Origin of the sequence: Shewanella psychrophila, assembly GCF_002005305.1 — a bacterium.
GTDB lineage: Bacteria > Pseudomonadota > Gammaproteobacteria > Enterobacterales > Shewanellaceae > Shewanella > Shewanella psychrophila.
Genome location: NZ_CP014782.1, coordinates 541,280 through 554,709 on the forward strand (window position 1 = coordinate 541,280; position 13,430 = coordinate 554,709).

General features: G+C 45.9%; 7 protein-coding genes and 11 tRNA genes. 15 read left to right on the forward strand and 3 right to left on the reverse strand.

Translation table 11 applies throughout. From position 1 onward, the window contains the following. Positions 1-3: 3 nt before the first annotated feature. From sps_RS02530 to sps_RS02555, 12 genes are all read left to right on the forward strand, one after another. Positions 4-79 (forward strand) — tRNA-Lys (locus sps_RS02530). A gap of 246 nt (positions 80-325) precedes the next feature. Then, a tRNA-Lys gene (locus sps_RS02535) sits at positions 326-401 on the forward strand. A gap of 35 nt (positions 402-436) precedes the next feature. Continuing rightward, positions 437-529, forward strand: a tRNA-Ser gene (locus tag sps_RS27960). A 149-nt stretch (positions 530-678) separates the two neighbouring features. Then, a tRNA-Lys gene (locus tag sps_RS02540) sits at positions 679-754 on the forward strand. A 35-nt stretch (positions 755-789) separates the two neighbouring features. Further along, positions 790-882: transfer RNA gene (locus tag sps_RS27965), tRNA-Ser, on the forward strand. 54 nt (positions 883-936) lie between these two features. After that, positions 937-1,012, forward strand: a tRNA-Lys gene (locus sps_RS02545). A gap of 35 nt (positions 1,013-1,047) precedes the next feature. Further along, positions 1,048-1,140: transfer RNA gene (locus tag sps_RS27970), tRNA-Ser, on the forward strand. 54 nt (positions 1,141-1,194) lie between these two features. Further along, positions 1,195-1,270 (forward strand) — tRNA-Lys (locus tag sps_RS02550). Between the two features lie 35 nt (positions 1,271-1,305). Next, positions 1,306-1,398 (forward strand) — tRNA-Ser (locus sps_RS27975). Positions 1,399-1,433: 35 nt separating this feature from the next. Beyond that, positions 1,434-1,526, forward strand: a tRNA-Ser gene (locus tag sps_RS27980). Between the two features lie 35 nt (positions 1,527-1,561). After that, positions 1,562-1,654: transfer RNA gene (locus tag sps_RS27985), tRNA-OTHER, on the forward strand. Between the two features lie 438 nt (positions 1,655-2,092). Next, a complete protein-coding gene (locus sps_RS02555) occupies positions 2,093-3,244 on the forward strand; it encodes a DcaP family trimeric outer membrane transporter (protein WP_077751038.1) in 1,152 nt (383 codons plus the stop codon). A gap of 88 nt (positions 3,245-3,332) precedes the next feature. Here the strand turns inward: sps_RS02555 and sps_RS02560 are convergent, their stop codons facing one another. The 3 genes from sps_RS02560 to acs all read right to left on the reverse strand — a co-directional run bounded on the left by sps_RS02560 (position 3,333) and on the right by acs (position 7,532). Further along, positions 3,333-3,602: a GrxA family glutaredoxin gene (locus sps_RS02560; protein WP_013051073.1), complete on the reverse strand. Its 270-nt coding sequence runs from the start codon at positions 3,600-3,602 to the stop codon at positions 3,333-3,335. A gap of 62 nt (positions 3,603-3,664) precedes the next feature. Next, positions 3,665-5,443: a DNA repair helicase RadD gene (gene radD, locus sps_RS02565; RefSeq protein ID WP_077751039.1), complete on the reverse strand. Its 1,779-nt coding sequence runs from the start codon at positions 5,441-5,443 to the stop codon at positions 3,665-3,667. 136 nt (positions 5,444-5,579) lie between these two features. Then, a complete protein-coding gene (gene acs / locus sps_RS02570; RefSeq protein WP_077751040.1) occupies positions 5,580-7,532 on the reverse strand; it encodes an acetate--CoA ligase in 1,953 nt (650 codons plus the stop codon). 178 nt (positions 7,533-7,710) lie between these two features. On the opposite strand from acs, the gene sps_RS02575 reads away from it, so the two are divergent. The 3 genes from sps_RS02575 (at position 7,711) to sps_RS02585 (ending at position 13,385) form a co-directional block, all read left to right on the forward strand. Further along, complete coding sequence (locus sps_RS02575) at positions 7,711-11,133, forward strand: hybrid sensor histidine kinase/response regulator (protein ID WP_077751041.1); 3,423 nt, start codon at positions 7,711-7,713, stop codon at positions 11,131-11,133. A gap of 118 nt (positions 11,134-11,251) precedes the next feature. Then, complete coding sequence (locus sps_RS02580) at positions 11,252-11,863, forward strand: fumarylacetoacetate hydrolase family protein (protein WP_077751042.1); 612 nt, start codon at positions 11,252-11,254, stop codon at positions 11,861-11,863. A gap of 232 nt (positions 11,864-12,095) precedes the next feature. Then, positions 12,096-13,385 (forward strand): NAD(P)/FAD-dependent oxidoreductase, encoded by a 1,290-nt coding sequence (locus sps_RS02585; RefSeq protein WP_077751043.1) that lies wholly within the window; start codon positions 12,096-12,098, stop codon positions 13,383-13,385. Positions 13,386-13,430: the final 45 nt, after the last annotated feature.

Sequence of the window (13,430 nt, forward strand, 5' to 3'; positions counted from 1 at the left end):
TAAGGGCCGTTAGCTCAGTTGGTAGAGCAGTTGGCTTTTAACCAATTGGTCGAAGGTTCGAATCCTTCACGGCCCACCACTCTCCTGGTGGTTAAAATGGAGAAGGTAGTAATAGGTTGTTTCAGTTGATGTTTTTAATAAGAGCACAGTTGGCTTTACTATTAACTGTCACATTGGTCGAAGGTTCGAATCCTTCACGGCCCACCACTTCTTGAAAGTGTGCGACTTAAGTTAATCCTTGAGCTGTTAAATTCAAAACCACTCTAACTGAAAGTGGACTTGTTCATTGCGATGAAGAAGCAAATTCAGAGTGTAATACCAGAAAGGGCCGTTAGCTCAGTTGGTAGAGCAGTTGGCTTTTAACCAATTGGTCGAAGGTTCGAATCCTTCACGGCCCACCACTCTCCTGGTGGTTAAAATGGAGAAGGTAGCAATAGGTTAGCTCAGTTGATGCTTTTCATAAGAGCGCAGTTGGCTTTACTTTTAACTACCACATTGGTCGAAGGTTCGAATCCTTCACGGCCCCCCACTTCTGAGGTGGATTTGCTTCTAGGCAAATAAATTCAGAAAAGCAATACCAGAAAGGGCCGTTAGCTCTGTTTCTTGTAGAAACAGACAGTTGGCTTTTAACTAATGATAGTAAGTTATTAATTTCGATATATCAGCAATACCAGAAAAGGGCCGTTAGCTCAGTTGGTAGAGCAGTTGGCTTTTAACCAATTGGTCGAAGGTTCGAATCCTTCACGGCCCACCACTCTCCTGGTGGTTAAAATGGAGAAGGTAGCAATAGGTTAGCTCAGTTGATGCTTTTCATAAGAGCGCAGTTGGCTTTACTTTTAACTACCACATTGGTCGAAGGTTCGAATCCTTCACGGCCCCCCACTTCTGAGGTGGATTTGCTTCTAGGCAAATGAATTCAGAAAGCAATACCAGAAAGGGCCGTTAGCTCAGTTGGTAGAGCAGTTGGCTTTTAACCAATTGGTCGAAGGTTCGAATCCTTCACGGCCCACCACTCTCCTGGTGGTTAAAATGGAGAAGGTAGTAATAGGTTAGCTCAGTTGATGCTTTTCATAAGAGCGCAGTTGGCTTTACTTTTAACTACCACATTGGTCGAAGGTTCGAATCCTTCACGGCCCCCCACTTCTGAGGTGGATTTGCTTCTAGGCAAATGAATTCAGAAAGCAATACCAGAAAGGGCCGTTAGCTCAGTTGGTAGAGCAGTTGGCTTTTAACCAATTGGTCGAAGGTTCGAATCCTTCACGGCCCACCACTCTCCTGGTGGTTAAAATGGAGAAGGTAGAAATAGGTTAGCTCAGTTGATGCTTTTAATAAGAGCGCAGTTGGCTTTACTTTTAACTACCACATTGGTCGAAGGTTCGAATCCTTCACGGCCCACCACTCTCCTGGTGGTTAAAATGGAGAAGGTAGAAATAGGTTAGCTCAGTTGATGCTTTTAATAAGAGCGCAGTTGGCTTTACTTTTAACTACCACATTGGTCGAAGGTTCGAATCCTTCACGGCCCACCACTCTCCTGGTGGTTAAAATGGAGAAGGTAGAAATAGGTTAGCTCAGTTGATGTTTTTAATAAGAGCGTAGTTGGCTTTACTTTTAACTACCACATTGGTCGAAGGTTCGAATCCTTTACGGCCCACCACTCTTCTAGTGGTCACCCCTAACTCTGGTTCAAATTGATTTTCCTTCCTAAAATTTTGTTTTATATAATCCACCCAATTAGTTATTCAGAATATTAAGTAATACCAGAAAGGGCAGTTAGCTTCTTATAAGTGATTGGTTTTAAGTGAATAGGCTGTTGGCTTCACACTTAATTCTTGCTTTAAGAGGGCAATTGGTCGAAGGTTCGAATCCTTCCCATCTAAAATAAAAAAAACCTGCCGTTCACGCTACATCAACTACTATATCAACTACTGCACTTTATAGGATATCCCCAAAGGGAGTGCCGATAAAAGCGGTAGCTTATTACTTTAGATCTCGCCGTTATACTTTTGTCTTATAGACGTATTGCCAATGTTGTTCGATTGTTATCTAGTTCATATTCTTGTAAATAATATAATAATGTTACGGGAGAGAGATAATGAGACAAGCAAAAATGAGTCTTGTAGCCATGGCGACTATGCTAGCAGTCAGCTCAGGGGCACAAGCAGGTGATACAGAGTTTAAGTTTGGAGGCTATGTCAAAGCTGATGTGATGTTCAGTGATTACAGCAATGGCGCTCCTGATTCCGGTAACCTGTCCAGACAGTTCTATGTTCCAGGCACTATCTATGGGGATCCGAGTAATGGGAATCAAGTTGTCGACTTTCAGGCTCGTGAGTCCCGTTTTAATTTTAAGACCAGCACAAATCTAGATGGGCATAAATTAACGGGCTTTATCGAGCTTGATTTTATGACTCATACCGATGGCAATGAGCGAGTATCTAACAGCTACTCTCCTCGTATCAGGCAGGCCTTTGTTAGTTATGACAACTGGACAGTGGGTCAGACCTGGACAACCTTCCAGAACCCTGGCGCACTTCCTGAGAATCTGGACTTTGTCGGTGCAGCCGAAGGTACCCCTTTTGTCCGCCAAACTATGGTCCGTTATACCAATGGTGGCTTCCAGTTTGCGGTAGAGAATCCAGAAACCACAGTAAACAGTTATGTTGATAGTGGGTCAAGTTCTCGTATCACTAGTGGTAGTGGTATGGTGCCTGATTTTGTGGCTCGTTATAACTTCAAGACTGAAGGTGGAGCAAAGTTCACCGTAGCTGGTTTAGCGAGACAGCTAAATGTTGAGATAGATAACCTTGATACGCAAGAGATGGGTTATGGTGTGAGCTTCACTGGAGTTATTCCTGTCGGTGACGATGACATAAAGCTGTCTGCTACTGCCGGAGATGGTTTAGGTCGTTACATGGCACTGAACTACGCTAATGCCGGTGTATTAGATGCTAATGGTGAGATTGAAACGATTAGTTCTTATGGTGGTTTTGCTTCATATCGTCATTGGTGGACTGATAAGTGGCGTTCAAGCTTCACGCTTTCAGGCTTTAAGGCCGATAACAATGAAGCGCTAACAGGGGGAGGGGTAAACAAGGAATCTTATTCCGGTTACGTTAACTTGCTCTATTCACCTGTTAAGCCTATGACAGTGGGTGTGGAGTACATGTATGCAGAGAACACCAAACAGAATGGGGATAATGGCGAGTTAAACCGTGTCATCTTCTCGGTGAAATACGTACTCTAATACCAATTCATATATCAGTTTATAAAACAGCAAGATCAAAAAAGGAGGCTTAAGCCTCCTTTTTCAGTTGAGAGTGCAATCTTATAAGTTAAGCCGGAGCTGAAAGTAATTGATTGTCTCTGACATACTGTTCAAACTCAGTGCAACCACCGACGTGTTCTTTGTCGATGAAGATCTGCGGGACAGTTTCAACAGGCTTACCGACTGTTTTTTCAAGATCCGCTTTGCTAATCCCTTCTGCATGAATATCGATGTACTTAAATTTAAAGTCATCGCGAGCTTCAACGAGTTGCTCAGAAAGTTGTACCGCTCTAACACAGTAAGGACAGCCTGGACGGCCAAAAATTACGACAAACATATTAACTCCTGAAAATTTAGTCGCCACTTTTATACCACAAAACCACTTAAATTGCATATTCCCTATTGGAGAAACTTATTCTCAGTTTGGTAGCGGCCTTGATAATCGAAGAAGGTTTCCTGTAGATCCCAGCCCTTTTTATGCTTTTTGAGTAGCAGCATATCTGGTTTACGAAATAGCTCTCGGGTTGCAATTACCTCTTGTACCTTGTTGTATCTTGGATGCTTTAGCCCAGGTGTTCGGGTGTGTGATAACACGAATATGGCATAGAAGGCGCGGATCTGCGCCTTGGTCTGAAAATTGAAATACTGACAAAAATCATTGCCGTCGATATCTATGTATCTGATTTTGAGTTTGTCTTTTTCCTCTTCGAATAACATGGCATCGCATTTAAACAGATGATGATGCTTTTGTTGCAGCACTTCTTTGAGGCGCTTGTCAGGATCGATCAGCATGGCATCGCAACTGTGACAGATTTTGGCCGCGATATCATTTTCTTCGCTGCAGTTTGGACAGGCTTTAGATCTAAACCGGAAATCGCATTGGTTCTTTTGGTCATCTTGCTCGATTAACGCCTGACATCGTCGGCCAAAGTGCTCGATAATATCTCCATCGTCATCGACCAGCCCCCAGAAAATATTAGCAAAATCACAGACAGGGCAATGCACCTGTACCGGTACAGATTTACTGTTTGGCTTGTTTTGACCCACTTCAGGAAAATAGAGATCGTAGCCGTTGGCGGCATAATCTATGATTAGGCACTCAGATTTTCCCTCACATATCCTTAAGCCTCGACCGACCATCTGCTGGAAAAGGCTTACTGAAGCCGTCGGGCGTAGGATGGCGATCAGATCCACATGGGGGGCATCGAAGCCTGTGGTTAACACGGCGACGTTTATCAGGTACTTAATCTTTTTGGCCTTAAACTCTTCAATCAGGCTATCGCGCTGCTCTGTACTGGTTTTGCCTGTGATCAGGGCTGCTTGCTCTTTACGTAATAGTTTGAGTATCTCTTCGGCGTGACGCACAGTGGCGGCAAAGATAATCACACCTTGTCTGCTGCCGCCTATCTGTATCAGTTGCTTCACGATAGCTGTTGTTGCCCGACCGCAGTGACTGAGTAGGTCATTGACTTTGGCTTCTTGATATTGGCCGCTCGTAGAGGTCTTAAGGGAGCTGAAATCATATTGGGCACTGAGACCATCGAATATTTTAGGTGTGCTCAGGTAGCCGCGTTTTATTAAGGGGCGCATGGGTAGCTCGAAGATGCATTGTTCAAATACTGCCTTGTCTGGGTTGCCTACCTTGCCATGGTAGTGGTGACGATAGATCCAACCGAGATCTAGCCGATAGGGGGTTGCAGTGAGTCCTAACAGCCTTATTTTGGAATTGATGTTCTTGAGGTGTATCAGCAGCTGTTGGTATTGGCTGTCTTTATCCTGACTTATCCTGTGACATTCATCTATGATCACCAGAGAAAATGGGGTGGTAAACTTCTCCGGCGCTCTCACCGCAGATTGGATGCTGGCGACTATGGTTTTATCTTCGGTGGATTTTTGATTCAAGCCAGCAGAATAGATCCCGGCGGCGGTGGTCAATATACCGACTTTTTCTGCATTTTGTGCAACGAGCTCTTTGACATGGGTTAAGACTAAGACTCTGCCATTGGCTATTCGGGCTAGCTCGGCAATTACTATGCTTTTACCCGCTCCCGTAGGCAGCACCAGTACGGCCGAGTCCGGGCTTGTCTTGAAATGTTGTACCGCCGAGTCGACCGCTTGTTGTTGATAGTCTCTTAATTGCACAAAAATCTGCTGTTCAAAATACCGATGGCAAAGCATATCAGTGTGAAGATGGTGTCGCTATGTTTCCCTCTAATAATTTTTGCTCAGTGAGTTTCATCTGGACAATAAAAAGCCCCTCCTGGGAGGGGCTAGGTAAAATTAACGATTACTGTCGGATAACGACTGGGATTAGTTATTCGCTGCGGTTCAGACGAGACTCAATCAAGACGTCGATCACAGCAGGATCAGCCAGTGTCGATGAGTCACCTAAGTTGGTCACCTCATTAGCGGCAATCTTTCTCAGGAAGCGGCGCATGATCTTACCCGAACGAGTCTTAGGCAGGCCGCCAGCCCATTGAATGAGATCCGGTGTCGCCAGGGCGCCAATCTCTTTTCTCACCCATTTTCTCAGGTCTTGGCGAAGTTCTTCAGATTCTACCGTACCTCTGGTTAGCGTGACATAAGCGTAGATACCTTGACCTTTGATGTCATGGGGGTAACCCACAACAGCGGCTTCTGCCACACTTTCATGTGAAACTAAAGCGCTCTCTACCTCGGCGGTGCCGAGTCTGTGGCCTGATACGTTGATCACATCATCGACGCGACCCGTTATCCAGTAATAACCGTCTTCATCACGTTTCGCACCATCACCTGTGAAGTACATGCCGCGGAAGGTCTTGAAGTAAGTCAGTGCAAACCTGTCATGATCACCAAAAACGGTACGCATCTGTCCGGGCCACGAATCGAGTATGACTAGGTTACCTTCAGCTGCGCCTTCAATAATGTTACCCATATTATCGACAAGCGCTGGCTGCACGCCGAAGAAAGGACGTGTTGCCGAGCCAGGCTTTGTATCAATTGCGCCAGGAAGTGGGCTGATCAAGATACCACCGGTTTCTGTCTGCCACCAGGTATCGACAATGGGACACTGCTCGTGGCCAATGACTTCGTTATACCAGCGCCAAGCCTCAGGGTTAATTGGCTCACCGACGGAACCCATGATACGCAAAGAGCTACCATCGAATTTATCAAATTGTTCCTTGCCTTCAGCCATCAAGGCGCGGATGAGAGTCGGTGCGGTATAGAGTATGTTTACCTTATGGCGGTCGACAATTTCACCCAGACGAGAAGGTGTTGGGTAGTTAGGTACCCCTTCGTGAATTAGCACGGTTGCACCATTGGCAAGCGGGCCGTAGACCATATAAGAGTGGCCAGTGATCCAACCCACATCAGCGGTACACCAGTAGACTTCACCGTCTTTATAATCGAACACATATTCATGGGTCATGGATGCGTAGACCATGTAACCACCTGTGGTGTGTAACACACCTTTAGGATTACCGGTTGAACCTGAAGTGTAAAGTAGGAATAGGGGATCTTCGGCGCCCATCTCTTCGGGTACACAATGCTCAGAAGCTGTCTCCATGACAGTATCCCACTTGATGTCACGGCCTTCTTCCCAGTTAACATCGCCACCAGTACGCTCGAGAACGATGACACGTTCTACACAAGTTACATCAGGATGAGACAGAGCTTCATCAATATTGGCTTTTAGTGGAATAATGCGACCAGCACGCACGCCTTCATCTGCGGTGACGATAACCTTAGAGTTACCATCTATGACACGTGATGCAATAGAGTCTGGTGAGAAACCACCAAATACCACTGAGTGAACCGCACCTATGCGAGCACAGGCCAGCATTACCACAGCCGCTTCGGGGACCATGGGCATATAAACAGTTACGACATCGCCACGTCTTACGCCTTGGCTTCGTAATGCATTGGCAAATTTACACACATCTTTGTGTAATTCACCATAAGTAATAGTGCGTTGATCTTTAGCATCATCGCCTTCCCAGATGATGGCGACCTTGTCGGAATACTTTTCCAGATGTCTATCTAAACAGTTGGCCGAGGCGTTGAGTGTGCCGTCATAGAACCAATTGATCGACAGATTATGATCGTCGAATGAAGTTTTCTTTACCTTAGTGAAAGGTTTTATCCAATCTATGCGTTGGCCGTGCTCTCTCCAGAAACCTTCAGGATTCACAATCGACTCTTGGTACATTTTTTTGTATTTTTCTTCGTTTATATGTGCGTTTGCAGCGATTTCGCTGGGAACTTTATAGAGAGACTGCGTGCTCATGGGGCTTCCCTTATATCTAATGAGATTGGGTTTAGTATGTAGGTTTCGATGCTATTTGCTCTATTAGACCTTGGTCTAGTACAAAAATATCCTTTGTTTTTAGTCTGTTGTCAATAAACTATAACCTAGATTTAATCTTCTATTTAACGCACAATAAGCACAAAAAAATGAGAGTCTAATGAATCTGACCATAGTGGTAGGCGTTATTGCCATTTTTTACGTTTTTCTGCTCTTCCTGCTGGCGTGGGGAGCGGAGCGTTGGTTCAGTAAAATAACCAAGAAGATCCAAGTGTGGATCTATGGTTTGAGCCTAGCGGTTTACTGCTCATCCTGGAGTTTTCTAGGCACAGTTGGCCAGTCGGCCCAGGACCTCTGGTCTTTCTTACCGATATTTATTGGCCCTATTCTCATCTTTACCTTAGGTTTTGGACTGCTTCGAAAGATGGTGATAGTTTCTAAAACTCATAACATCACTTCGGTGGCGGATTTTATTGCCGCCCGTTATGGCAAGTCTCAATTATTGGCAGTCATCGTCACATTAATTGCGCTCTTTGGCATCATGCCTTACATAGCCTTGCAACTTAAGGCCATGGTTTTTAGCCTTAATCTGTTTCAGCCCGATGACTCTCCTTTCGACGGTGCCCAGGTATCTTTGGTTATCACAGCCGTACTCGCCATGTTTGCTATCTTATTTGGTACTCGAAAACTCGATGCTACCGAGCATAATCCCGGCATGATGTTGGCCATCGCTTTCGAGTCTTTGGTTAAGTTAGCGGCATTTTTACTCGTAGGTGTGGTGGTCAGTTTTGGCTATTTCGATGGTTTCGGCGATATCTGGCGTCAGGCAGCGGAGCGAAACTTGATTAGCGAGCCTAGTCTCAGAGTGGAGTCTCTGATGCCTCAACTCTTGGTGGGAATGGCGGCATTCCTGTGCATGCCCAGACAGTTCCATGTGATGATGGTGGAGTGTATCGATGAGAAAAGTTTATTAAAGGCGCGCTGGATATTTCCCATTTATCTATTGTTGTTTGGTCTGTTTGTGGCGCCATTAGCCCTGGCTGGGAAGTTGATTTTGGGGGACTCGGTTGCCGCCGATACCTATGTGATTAACTTGCCCTTAGCCCTAGATCAACCCATGTTGGCGGTAGTGGCTCTACTGGGTACGCTCTCGGCTGCGACTGGTATGGTGGTGGTCGCTGTAGTAACCATCAGCGTGATGGTGAGTAACGAATGGTTAGTCCCCATCATGTTACGCACCGGGAAAATTAAGCAGAAAAATTTTAGTCAGTTTTCTCAGTTTTTGCTCAATGCACGTCGTTTGTCGATTATTGTTATCTTAGGTTTAGGTTATTTCAGCTATCTTACCTTTATGGACAGCGACTCTCTGTCGGCTTTGGGAATGTTATCTTTCGGCGCTTTCGCTCAGCTGGCCCCTGCGCTCATAGGGGGCATGTATTGGAAGCACGGCAATCGCTCCGGAGTGCTGCTTGGCCTGCTCGTTGGCTTTGGTCTATGGTGCTACATCTTAGCCAAGGGGGCGAGTGATGCCAGCGGTGTGTTTGGCAGTGATTTTGGTTTACTCGAGGCGATTACTCCTAATGTAAGGGATATTTTAACCGCCTTACTCGCGAACTTAGCCTGCTATATCTTAGGGTCAATCTGGTTTAGAGCCGGGGTATCTGAGCGTATGCAAGCCAGTGAGTTTGTTACTCCAGGAGAGCTGAAGGATAGTAGCAGCCGCAAGGGAGCCCCGATCTCTCAGCAAGATCTCTTGATCTTGGCGAGCCGATTTGTCAGTCCGACTCGTGCCTATGAGAGTTTCTCTCGATTTTCCGAAGAGGCAGTGAAGAGTGACAGTTGGCATAAAGTGGCTCCTGCCGAGCTTATTGCTCATACAGAGCATATTTTGGCTGGAGTCCTAGGGGGCTCTAGTGCGGCCTTAGTGATGGATTCTGTGCTGCAGGGCAGAGATCTGGCACTTGATGAAGTATTTAACCTGGTCGATGAAGCCTCTTCTAAAATAATCCTCAGCCAAGATATGCTGCGCGGAGCCATAGAGCACGCCTATGAAGGCATGAGCGTGGTAGACCAAGACTTAAATCTAGTGGCCTGGAATCATAAGTATTCTGAGCTATATCAATACCCGGCAGGTTTCCTAAAAGAAGGAATGCCTATAGGTGAGGTGGTGCGTTTTAACGCCGAACGTGGTTTTTGTGGTCAAGGTGAAATAGAGGAGCAAGTCAAGAAGCGGGTACAGCACATGATAAACGGTACCGCCCATGTGTCGGAGCGTGAGCGGCAAGACGGTAAGGTGATCAAGATACAGGGAAACCCTATGCCTGGTGGCGGTTTCGTGATGACCTTCACCGATATTACTCAATACCGTGAACATGCTAAAGCGCTGCAGGAGGTAAATGACTCACTGGAGGCGAGGGTGAAGGAGAGAACCTATGAGCTGGCGATGTTAAACAGTCAGCTATTGGAGTCTAAGGCTCAGGAGGAGATGGCGAACGCATCAAAGAGTAAATTCCTAGCCGCTGTGGGTCATGACTTGATGCAGCCTTTGAACGCGGCGAGATTATTTACCGCCTCCCTGTCTCAATATCCAAATCTTGATCAGGAGAGCAAGACGACACTGTCCCATGTCAATAGCTCGCTCAAAATTGCTGGTGAATTGCTCACGGATCTGCTGGATATCTCAAAACTTGATTCGGGCGTGGTGGATCTCAATCGCCGTGACTTTGCTATCTCAGAATTGCTGGATGGTCTGGCGGTTGAATTTGCCGCTATGGCTCAAGATTACCAGATTAAGTTCAGTATGGTGCCTTGTACGGCCTCGATTAACTCAGATCTGAGTCTGCTTAGGCGGGTATTGCAGAACTTCTTGACCAACGCCTATCGCTACGCCAAAGGTAATCGCGTCTTATTAGGCTGCCGTCATCGGGGAGATTTCCTGGAAATTCAGGTGCTGGATACGGGCTGTGGCATCGATGAGAGTGAAACCTCGGATATTTTTAAAGAGTTTAAACGTCTGGATAATCCCACCAGTAAAAGCGTTAGCGGTCTGGGATTAGGTTTAGCTATTGCCGATAGGATCAGCCGGGTGCTGGAGCACGATATCAAGGTGGCTTCCATTCTTGGGCAAGGTTCGGTTTTTTCTATTCGTGTGCCGCTGGGTAAGACAATTTCTGAGCCACAGGTGAAAAAATCAACCGCTATGATCCAGCCTTTAGCTGGCGTTAAGGTACTGTGTATCGATAACGAAGAAGCTATTCTGGCAGGATTGGAGAGCTTACTTAGTCGCTGGCAGTGTGAAGTTATCTGTGCCACCGATCTTGCCGATGCGAGGATTAAACTTGGCCTCAAGGGGGTTGCTCCGGATATAGTATTGGCCGATTACCATTTGGATAATGACGAAAATGGTGTCGATGCCATGGATGGTATACGTGCCTTATATGGTAGCCATCTCCCCGGTGTGCTTATTACTGCTAATACCAATAAAGAGCTTGTGGATGATGTTGAGCGTAAGGGTTATCGCTATATGGCTAAGATGGTGAAGCCCGCAGCTCTGAGGGCCTTGATTTCGAGTTTGGTGAAATGATAGAAATCAGCACTTAATAAGTCGGTTTGTGATGTGATAGTCAGCGATTATCCTGTGGTCTGTTTTATAAAACGTGTTTTGATAGACAAATGTGGGTTTATGTTTGGAGTGGAGCTAGATGAATACTGTAGTCGTCGATAAGAGAGTGGTAAAACCTTCGAAAGTGGTTTGTGTAGGGCGTAACTATGTCGAACACATTATGGAACTCAATAATGAGGTACCCGATGAGATGGTGCTGTTTGTTAAGCCAAATTCGGCTATCTCAGCTGAGCTGGCGAGTTTTCATCAAGAGGCGATACATTATGAAGCCGAATTATGTTTCGTGGTTGAACACGGACAATTTAGTGCCGTAGGACTCGGATTAGACCTTACTAAACGAAGTCTTCAGAGTCGGCTCAAGGTCAAGGGGCTACCCTGGGAGAGAGCCAAAGCATTTGATGGCTCAGTGGTGTTTTCTGAATTTGTTGCTATCGAGAATGTCAGTGAGAGTCTGACGTTCGAACTAATGATCAATGATGAGCTGATACAAGTTGGTAATATGGCTCTAATGATGAATAAACCTGAACAGATCTTGACCGAGATACAGAGCTTTATGAGCTTGATTGACGGTGATATCGTGATGACTGGCACGCCGAAAGGAGTCGGAGTCGTCAACAGAGAAGGTAAGTTCTGCGCTAAGCTTTTCGACAAGGACTCGTTACTCACACAAGTAAATTGGACTGCTAAATAATACCCATCTTTTATCTTCTGTAGATTAATTTCTCTCCTAAAAGACAAGACTTTCAGTCTTGTCCTCCTGTTTCTACTTTTTGTTACTAACAAGTGCCCACTTTCGTAAAATATTTCAATCAAGCGTGTTGACGAGAAATTAGCCTTGTATATACTGAAATTATTTACACTTGTAAAATATGTTAAACGATCAAGGCAGAAATATTTGCCTTAGCAAACATACGGAGAACCCTATGTCAGAACAACGCTGTGATTCTTACTATAACGCCACAATCAATGAGGAAACGAATTATCCTCGTCTGGAGGAAGACATTCGAGTCGATGTGGTCATCATAGGCGGCGGGTTTACCGGTGTTGCGACTGCGGTGGAGTTAGCGGAAAGAGGCATTAAAGTCGCTATTCTAGAAGCCAATAAAATAGGCTGGGGAGCAACGGGGCGTAACGGCGGCCAGGTGACCGGCAGTTTGTCCGGTGACGCCGCCATGACGAAACAACTGAGAAACACCATAGGCACCGAAGCGGAGGATTATGTCTGGAACCTTAGGTGGCGTGGGCATGAGATTATCAAGCGCCGGGTTGCAAAGTACAATATCGATTGCGATCTCAAGTTTGGTCATCTGCATACTGCTTATAAACCTGCTCATATGACTGAGATGGAAAAAACCTTTGAAGAAGCGCTCTCAAGAGGTATGGGTGATGAACTGCGTTTGTTATCGAAGCAGAATATCCCTGAGTATCTGGAGAGCCCTCTTTACCATGGAGGTTTGCTCAACAGGCGTAACATGCATCTGCATTCGGTAAACCTGTGCATCGGTGAGGCGAGGGCGGCTCTGAGCCAAGGTGCATTGATCTTCGAACATTCAAAGGTTATTGATATCTGTGATGGTGACTTACCTGTGGTCAAAACCGAGCATGGGTCTATCACGGCTAACAGCGTCTTATTGGCGGGAAATGCCTACCATAAACTTGCTCGTAATAAACTCAGTGGCATGCTGTTTCCCGCGTCTCTGGGTAATTGCGCCACGGTAAAGCTCACTGCAGATGTGGCTAAGGCGATCAACCCCCATGATGTTGCTGTTTATGACAGTCGGTTTGTACTCGACTATTATCGAATGACGGCGGATAACCGTCTCATGTTCGGTGGTGGTACCAATTACTCGGGACGGGACTCGAAAAATCTGGCTGCAGAATTGCGTCCGGCAATCGAGCGGACATTTCCTCGCCTGAAGGGAGTCGATATCGAATTCGAATGGACTGGAATGGCCGGCATTGTGGTCAATCGTATTCCACTGCTAGGAAAAGTATCGCCTAATGTCTTCTACTGCCAGGGCTACTCAGGACATGGGGTCGCAACGTCCCATATCATGGGGGAGATCATGTCCGAGGCTATTATAGGCCAGTTAACTGAATTTGATTTATTTGCCGGAATGAAACATGTCCGTATTCCCATGAATGAGTGGCTAGGTAATCAGGCTATGGCACTAGGAATGACCTATTATCGCATGATGGAGCACTTTCGTTAATGTTCCCTCATTGAGTTTCTATGCTAATCCATAAACTAAAAAGCC